Below are 16,838 nucleotides of genomic sequence, written 5' to 3'. Positions count from 1 at the left end.
TGCCCAGGCAGCGCGCGTCTTCGCGACGCTTTCGCTTGGCGTTGCCGTTGCAATGTCGAGCTCGGTCAGCGCCTTCGCCCAGAACGTGCCGGTGGTGCGCGACGCCGAGATCGAGGCGCTGGTGCGCGATTACGCGCGGCCGATCTTCAGGGCGGCCGGCCTGGCGAATGACGGCATCGACATCGTCCTGGTCAACGACCAGAGTTTCAACGCCTTCGTCACCGGGCGTCGGCTGTTCATCAACACCGGCGCGCTGATGACGGCTGAAACGCCCAACGAGATCATCGGCGTCATCGCGCACGAAGCCGGTCATATTGCCGGCGGCCACCAGCAGAAGCTGCGCGACCAGCTCGAACGAGCCAAGACGATGGCCGTCATCGCGACATTGCTTGGCGCCGGCGCCATTGTCGCCGGTGCCACAACCAGCAGCCGCGGTCTCGCCGGCGCCGGCATGGGCGTGGCTGCCGGCGGCGGCGAAATGGCACAGCGCAGCATCCTCGCCTATCAGCGCACCGAGGAGATGACGGCCGACCGCTCGGCGATCACCTATCTCAACGCCACCGGCCAGTCCGGCATGGGCATGCTGAAGACATTCCGCCGCTTCCAGACCGCACTTTCGCTTTCGGGCGCCCAGGTCGATCCGTATCGGATCAGCCATCCGATGCCGCAGGATCGCATCGCCAATCTCGAAGTGCTGGTGAAACAGGACCCCAATGTCGACAGGCCGGACCCGCCCGCGCTGCAGCAGCGCCATGACATGATGCGGGTGAAGATCGCCGTTTACATGGAAGGCCAGGCGGCCGCGTCCCGGCTGATGCGAAAGATGCAAGGAACCCTCGCCGCCCAGTACGGCGACGCCCAGTCGACCTACCTGTTCGGCAACATCGCCGCCGCCCTCGCCAAGACCAATGCACTGATCAAAGCGCAACCGAAGAATGCCTACTTCCAGGAACTGCGCGGCGACATCCTGATGAAAGCCAACAAACCCAAGGAAGCCGCGGACGCCTATGCCAAGGCGGTCAGCCTCGATTCGGCTCGGTCCGGTCTGCTGCCGGTGTCCGTGGGCCAGGCGCTGATGGCCGTCGGCACGCCCGACTCCCTCAAAAAAGCCGTCGTGCAGATCAACAATGGCCTCGGTCGCGACAAGGAAAATTCAGCCGGATATCGCCATCTGGCGCAGGCCTATGGCGAGTTGGGCGACATACCTGGCGCTGAACTTGCCACCGCCGAAAGCCATTTCTATTCCGGCAACTACAAGGATGCGAAGATTTTCGCCATGCGGGCGCAGCAGCAGATGAAACGCGGCGAGCCGCGCTGGCTTCGCGCCCAGGATATCATAAACTACAAGCCGTCAACCAAGATCAAGTGAACCTTCCGGCCGCGCGCCACGACATAGCCAGACCGGAAAACAGGCAGAAGGAACAGGAACGATGAAAAAGGCACTGCTGCTGGGCACCACGGGGGTTGCGGTCGCTCTGGCCATGCTGGCTTTCGGATTCGTTGCCGGAAACCCGCAGATCGCCAAGGCCGGGACCGCACAGCCGGTCGAGACGGCGGCGGCCGATACCAAGATCGACCGCACCGAGGTCGAAGGCATCATCCGCGACTATTTGTTGAAAAACCCGGAAGTTCTTCTGGAAGTCCAGGACGCGCTTGAGGCCAAGCAGAAGGAAGAGCAGCGCATCGCTCATCTCGGCGTGATCAAGGATGCCAAGGACCAGATTTTCAACTCCGCCTTCGACGGCGTCGTCGGCAATCCGACCGGCAAGGTCACCATCGTCGAGTTCTACGACTATAATTGCGGCTTCTGCAAACGTGCCATCGACGACATGAAGGCGCTGACCAAGACCGATCCGGACCTGCGTTTCGTGCTCAAGGAATTCCCCATCCTCGGACCGGATTCGCAGAAGGCGAGCGTGGTCTCGATGGCCTTCCACCTGATGCACCCGGAAAAGTACGGCGAGTTCCACAATGCGTTGCTCGGCGGTCAGGGACGCGCCACCGAGGCGGCGGCCATGAAGGTCGCGCTGTCGCTCGGCGCCGACGAAGCGGCGCTGCGCGAGAAGATGAAGGACCCGACAATCAACGAGGCCCTCGCCAAGACCTACGATCTTGCCAACAAGCTGGCGATCACCGGAACGCCGTCCTATGTCGTCGGCAACGAGGTGGTGTTCGGGGCGCTCGGGCAGGAAGTGCTGGCTGAAAAGATCGAGGCGGCGAAAGCCGCGCTCTGATCTTGCTCGCCAGCTATCTCTCACTGGCACATTTCCGCCTGTTGTGGACAGTGAAAGAACGTACTTGCGCTCTTTCCGCGGGCGGCTATGCCCATTATAGAGGGCCCAGCGCGCCGGCTTGATGACGGCGCCGGGAAAGGTCGGCTTTTTTGAAAACGGTTTTCGTCCTGAACGGTCCCAATCTCAACGCGCTCGGCAAGCGCGAGCCGGGCATCTATGGCGGCAAGACGCTTGCCGCGATCGCCGACGACTGCAAGCAGGCAGGCACGGCGCTGGGGTTCGAGATCGATTTCCGCCAGTCGAACCATGAGGGCGACCTTGTCGACTGGATTCAGGAAGCCGGCGACAAGGCTGTCGGCATCGTCATCAACCCGGGCGCCTACAGCCACACCTCGATTGCCATCCACGACGCCATCCGCGCCGTCGCACCATTGCCGGTGGCCGAAGTTCATCTTTCCAACATCCATGCGCGGGAACCATTCCGCCACGTCTCCATGGTCGCGCCGGTCGCCGTCGGCATGATCTGTGGCTTTGGGCCGCTCGGCTATACGCTGGCGCTACAGGCGCTGGCCGCACGCCTATGACCGGCCAACAAACAGAAGGCTCGAAAATGTCGATAAAGAAGACCGGTGTTGACCAGCAACTGATCCGCGATCTGGCGGGCATACTGAACGACACCAACCTCACCGAGATCGAGGTTGAACTGGGCGACCTGAAGGTGCGCGTCTCGCGGCAGGCGCCGGCCGTTCATGCAATCGCGGCGCCGCAACCGGCCTATGCGCCGGCAGCAGCGCAGGCTGCCGCCGTTGCAGTGCCTGTGGTGGCGGACCTTTCCAAGAATGCGGTCACCTCACCGATGGTCGGCACGGCCTATTTGGCGCCGTCGCCGGACGCCAAGGCATTCATCGAAGTCGGCCAGAAGGTCAAGGAAGGCCAGACGCTGCTGATCATCGAAGCAATGAAGACGATGAACCAGATCCCCTCGCCACGCGCCGGCACGGTGACCGCGATCCTTTTCGAGGATTCGCAGCCGGTCGAATATGGCATGCCGCTCGTCGTGATCGAGTAGAGCGGGCCTGATGTTTCAGAAGATCCTCATCGCCAATCGCGGCGAAATCGCCCTCCGGGTACTGCGCGCCTGCAAGGAACTCGGCATCCAGACGGTGGTGGTGCATTCGACCGCCGATGCCGACGCCATGCATGTGCGGCTCGCGGACGAGAGCGTCTGCATCGGTCCGCCGCCATCGCGCGACAGCTATCTCAACATCCATCAGATCGTTGCGGCCTGCGAAATCACCGGCGCCGACGCCGTGCATCCGGGCTACGGCTTCCTGTCGGAGAACGCCAAGTTCGCCGACATACTGGCCGCGCACAACATCACCTTCATCGGTCCGTCCGGCGACCATATCCGCATCATGGGCGACAAGATCGAGGCCAAACGAACCGCCAAGCGCCTCGGCATTCCGGTTGTGCCCGGTTCGGACGGCGCCGTCACCGACCAAAAAGAAGCCAGGCGCATTGCCGCCGAGATCGGCTATCCCGTGATCATCAAGGCATCGGCCGGTGGTGGCGGGCGCGGTATGAAGGTAGCGCTTACCGAGGCCGACCTTGAGGTCGCCTTGCAGACGGCGAGCACGGAAGCCGGTGCGGCCTTCGGCGACGATGCGGTCTACATCGAGAAATACCTGGAAAAGCCGCGCCATATCGAGGTGCAGGTGTTCGGCGACGGCTTTGGCCGCGGCGTGCATTTCGGCGAGCGCGACTGTTCCTTGCAGCGCCGCCACCAGAAAGTCTGGGAAGAGGCGCCCTCGCCGGCCCTCAATGCCGAAGAGCGCGCCCGTATCGGCGGCATCTGCGCCAAGGCGATTGCCGACCTCGGCTATTCCGGCGCCGGCACGATCGAGTTCCTCTACGAAAATGGCGAGTTCTATTTCATCGAGATGAACACGCGCCTGCAGGTCGAGCATCCGGTGACGGAAGCGATCACCGGCATCGATCTCGTGCATGAGCAGATCCGCGTCGCTTCCGGCGGCGGCCTCTCGGTGAAGCAGGAGGACATCAAGTTCAACGGCCACGCCATCGAATGCCGCATCAACGCCGAGGACCCACGCACCTTCACCCCCTCGCCCGGTACGATCACCCATTTCCACACACCGGGTGGTCTGGGCATCCGCGTCGATTCCGGCGTCTATTCCGGCTACAAGATCCCGCCCTATTACGACAGCCTGATCGGCAAGCTGATTGTACATGGGCGTAACCGCGTCGAGTGCATGATGCGCCTGCGCCGCGCCCTGGACGAGTTCGTCGTCGACGGTATCAAGACGACGCTGCCGCTGTTTCGCGATCTCGTCGGCAATGCCGACATCGCCAATGGCGATTATGACATCCACTGGCTGGAAAAATACCTGGCCAAGGAAGAGTAGCGCGGAGACGCGATGACCCGCCCCTACGCGCCCGGCTATCGCATCCCCACCGACCTGCTGCTCAAGGCCTACGCCTCGGGCGTCTTCCCAATGGCAGAAAGTGCCGGCGACCCGGAGGTGTTCTGGGTGCGGCCGGAGACACGTGGCATCATCCCGCTTGACGGCTTTCACACGCCGAAAAGTCTCTGGAAAACGATCAAGAAACATCCCTTCGACATCCGTTTCGATTTCGATTTCGAGGCGACCATCGACGGCTGCGCCGAAAAGCGCGCGGAGCGGCGCTCGACCTGGATCAATGCGCCGATCCGCGAAGCCTATATCGAGTTGCATCGGATAGGCCATTGTCATTCGGTCGAAGCGTGGCGTGAGGACCGGCTGGTCGGCGGCCTCTATGGCGTGTCGCTCGGCCGGGTGTTTTTTGGCGAGAGCATGTTCGCCAGAGAGACGGACGCTTCCAAGACCTGCCTCTTCTACCTCGTCGAGCGTTTGAAGGCGCGGGGCTTTGCTCTGCTTGATACGCAGTTCACCACCGAGCACCTCAAGCGGTTCGGCGCGGTCGACGTGCCGCGCGGCAAGTATGAGAAGATGCTCGCCGATGCGTTGAAGGGCGAGGCAATATTCTATCCCTGAGGATTGAGCCTACTTCCCGGTAGCGGCTTCCAATGGCGTTTGCGAATGGAACATCATCTTCCAGCCGTTGGCGCGATGGACGTAGCCGGTGCTGACCAGCGCGGCATAAGCCTCGCCATTTTCCCGTGTCGCACGCGCCTCGTAAGTCAGCATGATGATGTCGCTGCCCGGCTCGATAATGCCCTTGAGATCCATTCGCAGGTTGCGCCAGCGGTTGGGCTTGGCCGCGGTCTTGGCCAGATCCGCATTGTCCATCGCCTGTGCCATCTGCGGAAATGCCACCAGGCATTCGGTGTCGGCGTTGGCCGCGTAGTAGGCGGAGTCGCCCGTCCAGAATCCCTTTTCGAGTTCCAGCAATTCGGCCTTGCTAGCCGTGATCCGTTTGCTGTCTGACATCGGAAGATCCTCCTTACGCATGAATGTGCGCTCGTCCGTGGCCCAACGCATTGTGGCCAGGACGGTTCCGGGGGATCAGTTGGTGTCGGTAGTATCGGGTTCCGAAGCGTCCGGCTCCGTCACATCAGGCGTTGTGACGTCCGGAGTGGTCGCGGCTTCCGGTTTGGCTGCGGCGGGCTTGGGAGCCTCCGCTTTGGTTGCGTCAGCCTTGGCTCCGTCGGGCGCCGGCACATCCGACTTCTGCTTGCAGGCCTTCAGCCAGACGTCGTAGACGGCATGCTCGACGGCGTTGAGGCCGGGGCTTTCAGCGAACATCCAGCCGGTGAAGATGCGGCGGATCTTGCGGTCGAGCGTGATCTCGTCGACCTCGACGAAGGAATCGGTCTTCGGCGCCTCCGCCTGCGGCCGCGAATAGCAGACGCGCGGCGTCACCTGCAAAGCGCCGAACTGCACCGTCTCGTCGATATAGACATCGAAGGTGATGATCCGGCCGGTGATCTTGTCGATACCGGCAAACTCGGCAACGGCATTGGTAACCCGGTCCGCTCCCGCGGGCGGCGCCGGTGCGGGTGCCGCGGGCTCAGGCGAAGCGGCGAAGGCCACGGTGCTGACGGCAAGACCGGCGGCTAGCGCCAGACTGGCCGATATTGAGTAAGAAAAGCTCATGCAAAGATACCGGTGGTTCGCGCCCGGGTGATTCTGTCGATCGCCAAGGCTAGTCGCCGTTTTCTGATCAGCAAGCAGCTAAACACCAATTGTGGCGATAAAGGACCGGCTTGCACCCTGTCGCTACGACCCGGGTGTCCAGGCATCGTAGTCGCCGGTGACCTGCGGGCGATGCTGATTGGTGAGCACCGAGCCCTTCGGGCGATAGGCCGCCGGGCTGCCGGTCAGATTGGGCTGATGCGGCTTCTGCCAGTCGCGTGGCTTGTAGTCCTCGCTGGACGGCGCGACGTCGACACGGTGGTGCATCCAGCCGTGCCAGCCGGGCGGTATCGCCGAAGCTTCCGAATAATTGCGGTAGATGACCCAGCGGCGCGTGCGGCCTTCCGAATCGATGCCGCCTTCGTAGTAAAAATTGCCGGTCTCGTCCTGGCCGACCTTCTTGCCATACCGCCACGTGTGCAGGCGGGTTCCTATCGTCTGGCTGTTCCACCAGGTGAAAAACTGCGTAAGGAAAGTCTTCATTTCAAAACCCTCGCGCCAGCAGCGCCCGTTTCCTGCTTATGGCGTCAGGCCTTGCCGAAGGCAAGGCTTTTGCCACGGCGTGTGCGCAAATGGCTTTCCTGAAACCCGACACAAGCCTGTGATCCTGCCGGTGGCTGCATGCACGCTTGCCAAGCCTTTGCGGTGTTTCTAAAGCTCTGCGCGCCCATGCTTGTATCCAGCCCGGCTTGAGGCCAAAGGAGGTGACGATTGGCCACGGAATTGCCGACCACCGACATGCGCATCAGCGCCGAGGCGATTCGCCACCGCAAGGGCGGCACGCCGATCGTTTGCCTGACCGCCTATACCTATCCCATCGCCCGTCTGCTTGATCACCATGTCGATCTGCTTCTGGTCGGTGACAGTGTCGCCATGGTCCTCCATGGCCACAAGACGACACTGGGTGCCTCCCTGGAGATGATGATCGCGCATGGGCAAGCCGTGATGCGCGGCTCGGCCAGTGCCTGCGTCGTCGTCGACCTGCCGGCTGGCAGCTATGAGGTCACGGCAGCACTTGCCGTCGCCTCGGCGCGGCGGGTCGTCGACGAAACCGGCTGCCAGGCGGTGAAGCTCGAAGGCGGCGTCGAAATGGTTAGCCAGATCGCGGCCATCGTCGCCGCCGGCATTCCGGTCATGGGGCATATCGGCCTGCAGCCGCAATCGGTCGAGAAGGACGGCGGCTACAAGATCAAAGGCCGCACCGAGGAGGCTGTTGCGGCATTGCTTCGCGATGCGCTCGCCGTCGAGAACGCCGGGGCTTTCTCGGTGGTCATCGAAGGCACGGTCGAGAGGGTCGCCGCCGATATCAGCCGCCGCCTCGCCATTCCAACCATCGGCATCGGCGCCAGCGGCGACTGCGACGGCCAGATCCTGGTCATCGACGACATGGTCGGGCTGACCGTCGATCGCGTGCCGAAATTCGTCAAGGAATACGCCGACCTGCGCAGCGCGATCTCGCATGCCGCAAAGAGCTATGCAGCAGAAGTGCGAAACCGGACCTTCCCGGGCCCCGGCCATGTCTTTTCGGCGACAAACAGCAGGGATGACGCATGAGCCAACCCGTCGTCGTCGACAGCGTTGCCGCACTTCGCACGCAAATCCATGACTGGCGCCGTGACGGCCTTCGTGTCGCCATGGTGCCGACCATGGGCGCTTTGCACGACGGGCACATCTCGCTGGTCAGGATCGCGCTCGAAAAAGCCGAGCGCTGCGTCGTGTCGATCTTCGTCAACCCGACACAGTTCGCGCCGAGCGAAGACCTCGACAAGTACCCGCGCCAACTCGCCCGCGATCTCGACCGGCTCGGCGCGGCAAAGGCCGACCTTGCTTTCACACCGACGGTTGGCGAGATGTATCCCGCCGGCTTCGCCACGAAAATCTCAGTCGGCGGCCCCTCCGCCGGGCTCGAATCGGACTTTCGGCCGACCTTTTTCGAAGGCGTCGCCACTGTCGTGGCAAAGCTCCTCCTGCAGGCAACGCCCGACTTTGCGGTCTTCGGCGAGAAGGACTACCAGCAGCTTTGCGTTGTGAGGCAGCTCTGCGGCGATCTCGACCTGCCCGTCGAGATCGTCGGCGCCCCGACGATACGCGACGCGCATGGTCTCGCCATGTCGTCACGCAACGCCTATCTCGATGAGGCCGAACTGAAGGTCGCCCGCCAACTCAACGTGATATTGCGCAAAACGGCAGTGGCTCTGGCGGGCGGCGCCGACCAGAGCGACGCAACCGAAGAGGCCAGCCGCGCCCTCATCGCCGTCGGCTTCCAGAAGGTCGACTATGTCGAGGCACGCGAAAGCCTGACGCTTGCGCCATGGCGTCGAAACCGCGAAGGGCGTCTTCTCGCAGCAGCATGGCTCGGCAAGACCAGGCTAATCGACAATGTGGGGGTTCCCGCTGCCTAGCGAAGGCTCGATCCTCCGCGGCGGATTGCTGCCGCGCCTAGCTCTCGCTCTTTTGCCGGCCGGCCCTGACGATCAGGTGTCCCGCGACGATCCCAACCACCCCGGCAAAGGCTTTCACCAATGCATCGATGAGGCGTGCATGGCGACCGGGATCAATGAGCTGAAGCAGTTCCAGCATGCCGGCGATCACAGCCACGAAAATCACCACTTGATACAGTCGGTTGGGGAAGCCGACCGCCAGGGCGAAGCCCAGCAGGACATAAGCCAAGGCACGCTCGACATTTGCTTCAGCGAGGTGCGGCCGCATCTGGATCGGCGATAAGGTCGCGAAAATGATGATGGCGAGCAGCGCCAGCGCCGCAGTGCGGAACAATTTGGTCATGGCCCTTGCATATCCGTGGTGAGCCGGCACGGCAAACGCCGCGATGACGCATGGCCGGATCGTGGCCGCCATTGCTGCCCGCCAGTGGCCTTCGCCGAACTATTCCTCGGTCGGCATATGCAGATACATCGACTGGATGCCGACACGGCCCGGTCCGGTGAATCGGTTCACGATGAAATTCATGTTGGCGCCAAAGAAGCCGCTCGACAGGCGATCGATCTTGGTCTCCATCCTGACCGAGGCATCCTTGAACAGCCAGCCGCCCGGTTCGATGTCGATGGTTTCGCCGGCGGCGAGCGTCTTTTCGAAGACGTTGCCATAGCCGTGCAGCCAGACGATGCCATCGCCGGAATCACCGCGAAAGCGGTCGATGAAAAAGCCGCTCTGGCCGAACAGCATCGTCGCCAGGCCGCGCACCCGTTCGAAGGTGTAGTCGACATTGCCGGTGGCGGCGAGAAACTGGTGCTCGCGCACCTGGATCTCTTCGCCGTGCCTGAGATGGATCGGCACGATGTGGCCCGGCCCATCGCGGCTGAAGGCAATGATGCCCGCCCCCGACGCCTCGGTGACGAAGATCTGCATGCCGGCCATCATGCGCTTCAGGGCGCCCTTCAGCGATTTCAGGCCGATGGTGATGGTGGAATTCTTCCACAAAAGGATGTGGTGCTCGAAATAGACCGGCATGCGCGTGACATCGACCGAAAGCACCGGCACCAGCTCGCCCGCTATATGATAGGTGACGCTGCCAAAGGTCTCGTCCGACACCTGTGTCGGCATCAGTTCCGGCAAGCTTGGCATGACGATTCCCCAAGGTGCCTCGCATGCCACCGGTCAAACACCGATCATGGCTGGGGTCAGCGGCCACAGCTTTGCGCTCGATATTTGCGCCGTCAAATGAAAGCCGTGCGCTCGAGGGTCCACTCGCAACAACGTGATGCAATCGCGCGATCATCGAGCGCTCAGGCGGTCAGCATCCGCTCAAGAATCAACGCAGCAATCCCGGACTGCGCCGGCCCATAATTGTCGGCCCCGCCAATCTCGGCAAAGCCGTTGGCCAGATAGAAGGCGACCGCACGCCTGTTCTGCTCCACGACCTCGATGCGTAGAGAGCGGGCTTCCGGAAAATTCTCGATCACCTCATCGAGCAACATCCCGCCGATGCCCCGGCCTTGCAGGTCGGGTGCGACATGGAGCTGTTGCAGGTCGACCACGGTGCCGCCTTCGACGCTTTCGGCATAGGCGACGCCGCCAATGCGCTTGCCGTCGTCTGCGACCAGGAATTCGGCATTCGGCCGCTCAAGGCTAGCTCTCAATTTCGCCGGCGAACACCAATCCTCGATGACCCGGTCGATCCGATCAGGGCCATAGACCGCGTCATAGGTCGTGTGCCAGGTTTCGACCAGCAGCGCCCGGATGGCCGTCAGATCACGTTCACCTGCGGTGCGGACAAACACCGCGCTACTCGATGCCCAGCTTGGTCTTGACGAGGTCGTTGACCGCTTGTGGATTGGCCTTGCCGCCGGTCACCTTCATCACCTGGCCAACGAACCAACCGGCCATGCTCGGCTTGGCGCGCGCCTGTTCGACCTTGTCGGGGTTGGCTGCGATCACCTCGTCTACGGCCTTCTCGATGGCGCCGGTGTCGGTGACCTGCTTCATGCCACGGCTCTCGACCAGCTGGCGCGGATCGCCGCCCTCATTCCAGACGATCTCGAACAGGTCCTTGGCGATCTTGCCGGAAATGGTGCCGTCCTTGATCAGATCGATGACCGCGCCAAGCTGCTCGGGAGAAACCGGAGCGTTTTCAATGTCTTTTCCGGCCTTGTTCAATTGCCCGAGCAGATCGTTGATGACCCAGTTGGCGGCGAGCTTGCCGTCGCGGCCGGCGGCCACCTTCTCGAAATAGTCGGCGATCGGCTTTTCCGAAACCAGGATCGAGGCGTCATAGGCCGACAGGCCGAGCGACGCGATCAGCCGCGCCTTCTTGTCGTCTGGCAGTTCCGGCAATTCCTTGGCCAGCGCATCGACATAGGCCTGGTCGAATTCCAGCGGCAAGAGGTCCGGATCGGGGAAGTAGCGGTAATCATGTGCCTCTTCCTTGGAGCGCATCGAACGCGTCTCGCCCTTGGCGGCGTCGAACAGCCGCGTCTCCTGGTCGATCTTGCCGCCATCCTCGAGAATGGCGATCTGCCGGCGCGCCTCGTAGTCGATGGCCTGGCCGATGAAGCGGATCGAGTTGACGTTCTTGATCTCGCAGCGCGTGCCGAACTCGCCGCCCGGCTTGCGCACCGAAACGTTGACGTCGGCGCGCATCGAACCTTCGTCCATGTTGCCGTCGCAGGTGCCGAGATAGCGCACGATGGTGCGCAGCTTGGTGACATAAGCCTTGGCTTCGTCGGCCGAGCGCATGTCGGGCTTGGAGACGATCTCCATCAGCGCCACGCCGGAGCGGTTGAGGTCGACATAGGACATGGTCACATGCTGGTCGTGCATCGACTTTCCGGCATCCTGCTCCAGATGCAGCCGCTCGATGCCGACCTCGATGTCCTCGAATTCGCCCTGACGATCGGGGCCAACGGAAACGATCACCGTGCCCTCGCCGACGATCGGCTGCTTGAACTGCGAGATCTGGTAGCCCTGCGGCAGGTCTGGATAGAAGTAGTTCTTCCGATCGAAGACCGACTTGTGGTTGATCTGCGCTTTCAGCCCAAGGCCGGTGCGGATCGCCTGCTTGACGCATTCCTCGTTGATGACCGGCAGCATGCCGGGCATCGCCGCATCGACCAGGCTGACATTGGCGTTGGGCGCCGCGCCGAAAGCGGTCGAGGCGCCGGAAAACAGCTTTGCTTCCGATGTAATCTGGGCATGGACCTCGAGGCCGATGATGATCTCCCAGTCGCCGGTGGCACCGGAAACAAGGCGCTTGGCGTCGGGCGTGCGGGTGTCGATGAGGGACATGGTGGCCTGCGTATTGGAACTGCGGATAATGTGTTTCGCACACTTTGGTGTGCAACTTCGCTAGTGCAAACCGCCAAAAGAGACAAGCGCCCAAAAAACACAAGCGCAAAGCCGCGGACTGGCCTTTTCAGCCGCGTTCGCCTATAGGAGGTCCATTCCAATGGAGAGTGGATGTCCACTTACGCTCAGTCCCGGTAAGGCCCTGACCTCCTGGCGAGGCAGGGCAGAAAACCTGAAACCCCGTGCCGCGAAGCTTCGCGGCGGCGGCATTTTTTGTTTTCCCGGAAAACTCTCACATGGATATTTCGCGCAGCGCACGACCCCGAAAATCGGTATCGATTTTCGGAAAGGATCATGCGCCAAATCATAAGTGCCACAGCGTCCTTTGCGCGTCCAAGAGGACGCGCGGCGCTGTGGAAACAGCGCATCCTGCACCTGCTCGCGCAGGGCGGACGCATTGAAATCGAAAAGAACGAGAAGAAACGGATCGCCTCCGTCAAATGCCTGACCCGCGACGGCTGGCATTATCCGGGCGTCGATCTCGAGCTGTTTCGAAAACTGAAGCGGAAGAAGGCTGTTTCTTCGTCTGACGGTGGACCCTACCGCATCACCCGGCGCGGGCTCGCACTCGTCCGCTCCGAACTCGACAACAGGTAACCACGGCTCCGCCGGTCGGTTCTCCGGCCGGCGGTTCGCCTCACCGCTCAGGCGGTGGCGATGTAGGCTCTGATCTCGTCGGCCTCGCGCTCGACATCCTCGATGCGGCGCTTGACCACGTCGCCAATGGACACGATGCCATCGAGCATGCCGTCCTTTTCCACCGGCAGATGGCGGAAGCGGCCTCGGGTCATGATCTCCATCACCTCGTTGACGGTGTGGTTTTCGTTGCAGATCTTCACTTTCGGCGTCATCGCCGAACGCACGGGGATATCGAGCGCGGCTCCACCTTCGCGGGCGACAACCCGGACGATGTCGCGCTCTGACAGGATGCCGACGATCTTGCGATCGCCATTGGTGATGACCAGCGCCCCGATCTTGTGCTCTGCCAGGATACGGATGGCTTCGCTAAGCTTTTCGTTCGGCCCGAGCGTCAACACGTCATGGCCTTTTCTCTCGAGAATTGCCTTAACCGTCATGGCGTCCTCCTCTGCTTTGCCTGCCGGTTCCTGCCCTGACCGGCCTTCACGTAAGAGTGAACATCGTGCGCCGTGATCGGTTGCATTTCAAGTGTGGTGGTCGGCCGTCTCCCATTCGGGCGCCTGCCATCGCCTGTCGAACCAGCGCAGGCCGAAGAAGCCGGCGACAAAGCCGCCAATATGGGCCTCCCAGGCGATCTGGCCGTCTACCCCCGGGGCAAAACCGAGCAGGCCGGTGGCGAGATTGATGACCATCCACATGGCAAGGAAAATCACGACACCGCGCAAGCGCAACACGAATGCGATCGGCAGCACCGGGCCGGCGAAGGCGGCCTTGCCGGCCGAACGATCGGTGCGGAAGCCAAAACGCGCCGCAGCCCCCATCATGCCTGATATCGCACCGGAAGCCCCGACCAGCGGCGCCTCACCGTAAGGATGCAGTGCCCAGAAAAGCGCGACCGAAGCCAGCCCGGTTGCGGCAAAGAACAGCGCGAACCACAGCGTTCCCAGACGGTTTGCCAATGGTGAACCAAACGCGGCGAGCCACACCATGTTGATGGCGATATGGGCAAAGCCGCCATGCATGAACGCGTAGGTGAAGGGCCGCGAAAACAGGAACCAGTCGAAGCCGTATTGCCCGGTGTAGAGAACGGGGATGAAGGCCCCGTCATACAGCAATGTCATCTGCTGGGATTCGCTCAACACATATTGCTGCAACAGATAGACGACGACGCAGATGCCGATCACCGCCAGCACGACGGGCGGCAGGTTGAACACCGGCTCGCGCCGCGGCTCGGGCGCGCCCTCGACCGGGTCGGCTTCCGAGGGAATTACCGGTTCACTCATTTGAAATTGCACTCACTGCGGGATTCCAGGTTCGAGCATCTAGATTAACGCGGACCGAACAGCAAACCGCGAATCATCTGGCGCGAATCAAAAAAGAAGCCGTTCAAGGTTTCCCTTGAACGGCCGGTCGAGCCCCCTGCTCCCCTAAAACTCTGACTGAAGTGCTGCCGATCGTCGCGAAACGACCGCTTCTGGAGTGGTTTTTGTGTGCCACGGGGCTCGCTCAGACGCAACGTAAACCACTTGTTAACCTTAACGGCCCCGACCCGTGAACAAGTGTTAACGACGCTGGCACGCTTCCTGCTCCGCAACGCATGTAGGTCCTCGGAGGGCGCCCTTCTGTTCACCGATGGGACATCAGACGACAGATTGCGCGGAGCAGCATAGCATGAACCAGAATGGATCGATCACGCTGTTCCAATATTGGAACCGCCTGCGTGATGGACGCCCCGCCCCGAAGCGTTCGGAGGTCGAACCGGCCGACATCAAGTCGCTGCTGGCCGACACCTTTATCCTGGAACGTGACACGCGCGGACAGGCCGTATTCCGGCTGGCCGGCACGAGGCTTTGCGCCTGCTACGGCCGCGAGCTCAAGGGATTTTCCTTTCCATCGCTGTGGCGCGAGAAGGACCAGCGGCTCGTCTCGCGCCTGATCCATGGCGTGTTCGAGCAGAAATCGGTCGTGCTCATCAGCTATGAGGGCTTCAGCCGCAACGGGCGCTCCAATAAGTTCGAACTGCTTGCCCTGCCGCTGGACGGCGGCGTCGAAAATCCGCGCTGCCTGGGCGTCATCAGCGCCGTGGAGAAACCCTTCTGGCTGGGTGCCGATCCGATCACCGATGCGTTGATCGATTCAATCCGCGTCATAGATCCGGAGAAGGAGCTTCTGAACAATCGCCCGGCGATCGATGTTCCCTCGCTTGTTCCCGAAGAACTTGGGGCACCCGAGACGATCTCGGCGCTCGGCCGGGTGCGTCGCATCCGTCATCTCGTCGTCTTCGATGGCGGGCGCGAGGAATAGTCCGCTGTTTTTTGAGACCTGATGCACGTCGCCCAAAACTGCGCGGCGGTTTTGGCACCACGGCCTGCAAAAAGGAAAACGCTGGAGCGCCCGCTTTTCCCCTTTGTTAACCCGCTTTGTTGTACTTCTGTGATGAAGTTCCTCGCATCGGCGCGCGGGATGCCAAACGGGGTGTAGGCAGTCATGAGGTCAGCGGCGGTCGACTATGCGCCGTCCCAAGCTGAAAGGCGAAACTTTCAGCGCGTCCGGGTTAAAATTTACGGACGCTTCATGCTGGAAGACCGCACCGAACATCCCTGCCAGGTCGTCGACATGTCACCGGGCAATGTTGCGTTTCGCACCGACCGCATCGGCATGCCCGGCGAAAAAATCATCGCCTACATCGATCATATCGGCCGCATCGAAGGCGTCGTCACACGCACCCTGCAGGACGGTTTCGCGATGACCGTCATTGCGTCGGATCGCAAGAAGGACAAGCTGGCCGCGCAATTGACCTGGCTGGCCAACAAGCATGAACTCGACCTGCCGGAAGATCGCCGCCACGAGCGCGTCGCACCGCGCAATCCGACAAGCGTGCTGCAGCTCACCGACGGCCGCCAGTACCAGTGCCGCATCATCGACCTTTCGCTCTCCGGCGCCGCTGTCGAAATCGACGTCAAACCGGCGATCGGCATCCAGGTCATGCTTGGCACCATGCGCGGGCAGGTCGTGCGTCATTTCGAGGACGGCGTCGCCATCGAATTCGCTGTGATCCAGCGTCCCGAAACGCTTGATTCCGAATTCAACACGTCACGCGCCTGAGCAGGCCCGACAGCAACATTCCAGGACCGGCCCTTGCGGCCGGTTTTTTGTTTCTGGGAGCGCTCCGCGCCCGAGGTGGGGAGCCTTCAGATCCAAACGAATTAATACTCAAATGATTCAAATTTTACGTTTATTCTATTGGAGTTTTACTCAATATCTACTTCGCGCTTTTGCGTCAAATAAATCCACACGTGGCAATGTCTCCTTCGAACGGGGAGACTACAACAATGAAGAAAACGAGGGGCAAGCTGTTGCTGGCGGCAATGGCGATGCAGCTTTCCGCTTGGGGATCAGCATATGCCGCGGGACCGGCCTATATGCACACCGGTGGACGCACCACCCAGCCTGTTGGTCACTATGAGTTCTGCCAGCGCATTCCCGGCGAATGCAGCGAACGGACCCCCAGGGGTGCGCCGGTCGAACTGACCCGCAAGCTGTGGGCGACGATCGTCAACATCAACAATTCGGTCAACACCCGCATCAAGCCGCGCACCGACATGGAAAACTACGGTGTCGAGGAATATTGGGCCTATCCGGCCAATGGCTATGGCGATTGCGAGGATTACGCGCTGGAAAAGCGCCGCGAGTTGATGGATGCGGGCGTCCCCGCCGGCAATCTGCTGATGACGGTGGCGCGCCAGCCGAATGGCGACGGCCACGCGGTGCTGACCGTGCGCACCAGCCTCGGAGAATTCATCCTCGACAATCTTGAGACCAAGGTCCTGTCCTGGACGGACACCGACTACACCTATCTCAAGCGCCAGTCGGACCAGAATTCCGGCGTTTGGGTGACGATCAATGACGGCCGCTCCGACGCGGTCGCCAGCGTCCGCTGATTTAACAGAGATCAAGCGCGCCGCGTGAATGCGAGGCGCTTCCGGAGAAACCCGGTCGAGCCCCCACC

At 61.8% G+C, this 16,838-nt stretch carries 21 protein-coding genes; 12 read left to right on the top strand and 9 right to left on the bottom strand.

Translation table 11 applies throughout. From position 1 onward, the window contains the following. The 6 genes from EN990_RS31825 to aat all read left to right on the top strand — a co-directional run. Positions 1 to 1,369 (top strand): M48 family metalloprotease (locus EN990_RS31825; RefSeq protein ID WP_245469229.1); only part of this gene is annotated, 1,369 nt, incomplete at its 5' end. A gap of 61 nt (positions 1,370 to 1,430) precedes the next feature. Further along, entirely contained in the window at positions 1,431 to 2,234 is an 804-nt protein-coding gene (locus EN990_RS31820; protein WP_013531360.1) for a DsbA family protein, read from the top strand. Positions 2,235 to 2,383: 149 nt separating this feature from the next. Then, positions 2,384 to 2,818 carry a type II 3-dehydroquinate dehydratase gene (gene aroQ, locus EN990_RS31815; protein ID WP_013531359.1) on the top strand — a complete coding sequence of 145 codons (435 nt, stop codon included), beginning with the start codon at positions 2,384 to 2,386 and terminating at the stop codon, positions 2,816 to 2,818. 26 nt (positions 2,819 to 2,844) lie between these two features. Then, the gene (gene accB / locus EN990_RS31810) at positions 2,845 to 3,303 is read left to right on the top strand and encodes an acetyl-CoA carboxylase biotin carboxyl carrier protein (RefSeq protein WP_013531358.1); all 459 of its coding nucleotides are present in this window, start codon (positions 2,845 to 2,847) and stop codon (positions 3,301 to 3,303) included. 10 nt (positions 3,304 to 3,313) lie between these two features. Then, positions 3,314 to 4,657 carry an acetyl-CoA carboxylase biotin carboxylase subunit gene (gene accC, locus EN990_RS31805; RefSeq protein ID WP_013531357.1) on the top strand — a complete coding sequence of 448 codons (1,344 nt, stop codon included), beginning with the start codon at positions 3,314 to 3,316 and terminating at the stop codon, positions 4,655 to 4,657. Positions 4,658 to 4,669: 12 nt separating this feature from the next. After that, the gene (aat, locus tag EN990_RS31800; protein ID WP_024503883.1) at positions 4,670 to 5,287 is read left to right on the top strand and encodes a leucyl/phenylalanyl-tRNA--protein transferase; all 618 of its coding nucleotides are present in this window, start codon (positions 4,670 to 4,672) and stop codon (positions 5,285 to 5,287) included. A 9-nt stretch (positions 5,288 to 5,296) separates the two neighbouring features. Here aat and EN990_RS31795 read toward each other — a convergent pair whose 3' ends face one another. The 3 genes from EN990_RS31795 to EN990_RS31785 all read right to left on the bottom strand — a co-directional run bounded on the left by EN990_RS31795 (position 5,297) and on the right by EN990_RS31785 (position 6,871). Then, the gene (locus EN990_RS31795; protein ID WP_013531355.1) at positions 5,297 to 5,683 is read right to left on the bottom strand and encodes a hypothetical protein; all 387 of its coding nucleotides are present in this window, start codon (positions 5,681 to 5,683) and stop codon (positions 5,297 to 5,299) included. A gap of 75 nt (positions 5,684 to 5,758) precedes the next feature. Further along, positions 5,759 to 6,349, bottom strand: a complete 591-nt coding sequence (locus EN990_RS31790) for a DUF2155 domain-containing protein (protein ID WP_013531354.1) — start codon at positions 6,347 to 6,349, stop codon at positions 5,759 to 5,761. Between the two features lie 123 nt (positions 6,350 to 6,472). Then, the gene (locus tag EN990_RS31785) at positions 6,473 to 6,871 is read right to left on the bottom strand and encodes an NADH:ubiquinone oxidoreductase subunit NDUFA12 (RefSeq protein ID WP_013531353.1); all 399 of its coding nucleotides are present in this window, start codon (positions 6,869 to 6,871) and stop codon (positions 6,473 to 6,475) included. 255 nt (positions 6,872 to 7,126) lie between these two features. Here EN990_RS31785 and panB point away from each other — a divergent pair, with 255 nt between their 5' ends. Together panB and panC are read left to right on the top strand one after the other, a co-directional pair. Beyond that, a complete protein-coding gene (gene panB / locus EN990_RS31780; protein WP_206519294.1) occupies positions 7,127 to 7,942 on the top strand; it encodes a 3-methyl-2-oxobutanoate hydroxymethyltransferase in 816 nt (271 codons plus the stop codon). Continuing rightward, entirely contained in the window at positions 7,939 to 8,790 is an 852-nt protein-coding gene (panC, locus tag EN990_RS31775) for a pantoate--beta-alanine ligase (RefSeq protein WP_127388513.1), read from the top strand. Before panB ends, panC begins: the two co-directional genes overlap by 4 nt. Positions 8,791 to 8,827: 37 nt before the next feature. Here the strand turns inward: panC and EN990_RS31770 are convergent, their stop codons facing one another. The 4 genes from EN990_RS31770 to gatB all read right to left on the bottom strand — a co-directional run bounded on the left by EN990_RS31770 (position 8,828) and on the right by gatB (position 12,130). After that, on the bottom strand, positions 8,828 to 9,172 hold the full coding sequence (locus EN990_RS31770) for a hypothetical protein (RefSeq protein ID WP_063170249.1): 345 nt from the start codon (positions 9,170 to 9,172) through the stop codon (positions 8,828 to 8,830). Between the two features lie 99 nt (positions 9,173 to 9,271). Then, positions 9,272 to 9,970, bottom strand: a complete 699-nt coding sequence (locus tag EN990_RS31765) for an AIM24 family protein (protein WP_127388512.1) — start codon at positions 9,968 to 9,970, stop codon at positions 9,272 to 9,274. A 161-nt stretch (positions 9,971 to 10,131) separates the two neighbouring features. Continuing rightward, entirely contained in the window at positions 10,132 to 10,626 is a 495-nt protein-coding gene (locus EN990_RS31760) for a GNAT family N-acetyltransferase (RefSeq protein ID WP_127370185.1), read from the bottom strand. 4 nt (positions 10,627 to 10,630) lie between these two features. Next, complete coding sequence (gene gatB, locus EN990_RS31755) at positions 10,631 to 12,130, bottom strand: Asp-tRNA(Asn)/Glu-tRNA(Gln) amidotransferase subunit GatB (protein WP_127370184.1); 1,500 nt, start codon at positions 12,128 to 12,130, stop codon at positions 10,631 to 10,633. 354 nt (positions 12,131 to 12,484) lie between these two features. Here gatB and EN990_RS31745 point away from each other — a divergent pair, with 354 nt between their 5' ends. Beyond that, the gene (locus EN990_RS31745; RefSeq protein ID WP_013531345.1) at positions 12,485 to 12,787 is read left to right on the top strand and encodes a YjhX family toxin; all 303 of its coding nucleotides are present in this window, start codon (positions 12,485 to 12,487) and stop codon (positions 12,785 to 12,787) included. Between the two features lie 47 nt (positions 12,788 to 12,834). Here EN990_RS31745 and EN990_RS31740 read toward each other — a convergent pair whose 3' ends face one another. Together EN990_RS31740 and EN990_RS31735 are read right to left on the bottom strand one after the other, a co-directional pair. Next, on the bottom strand, positions 12,835 to 13,266 hold the full coding sequence (locus tag EN990_RS31740) for a CBS domain-containing protein (RefSeq protein ID WP_013531344.1): 432 nt from the start codon (positions 13,264 to 13,266) through the stop codon (positions 12,835 to 12,837). Positions 13,267 to 13,353: 87 nt separating this feature from the next. Continuing rightward, positions 13,354 to 14,112, bottom strand: a complete 759-nt coding sequence (locus EN990_RS31735; protein WP_013531343.1) for a rhomboid family intramembrane serine protease — start codon at positions 14,110 to 14,112, stop codon at positions 13,354 to 13,356. Positions 14,113 to 14,500: 388 nt separating this feature from the next. Here EN990_RS31735 and EN990_RS31730 point away from each other — a divergent pair, with 388 nt between their 5' ends. From EN990_RS31730 to EN990_RS31720, 3 genes are all read left to right on the top strand, one after another. Further along, entirely contained in the window at positions 14,501 to 15,133 is a 633-nt protein-coding gene (locus EN990_RS31730; protein WP_127369850.1) for a PAS domain-containing protein, read from the top strand. Between the two features lie 183 nt (positions 15,134 to 15,316). Next, positions 15,317 to 15,934: a PilZ domain-containing protein gene (locus tag EN990_RS31725; RefSeq protein WP_127367722.1), complete on the top strand. Its 618-nt coding sequence runs from the start codon at positions 15,317 to 15,319 to the stop codon at positions 15,932 to 15,934. A 227-nt stretch (positions 15,935 to 16,161) separates the two neighbouring features. Beyond that, positions 16,162 to 16,770 (top strand): transglutaminase-like cysteine peptidase, encoded by a 609-nt coding sequence (locus EN990_RS31720; protein WP_063172304.1) that lies wholly within the window; start codon positions 16,162 to 16,164, stop codon positions 16,768 to 16,770. The last annotated feature ends 68 nt before the right edge of the window (positions 16,771 to 16,838 follow it).

Source organism: Mesorhizobium sp. M7A.F.Ca.US.005.03.1.1 (assembly GCF_003997975.1).
GTDB classification, from domain to species: domain Bacteria; phylum Pseudomonadota; class Alphaproteobacteria; order Rhizobiales; family Rhizobiaceae; genus Mesorhizobium; species Mesorhizobium ciceri.
This window is presented reverse-complemented; position numbering and strand designations above follow the sequence as displayed.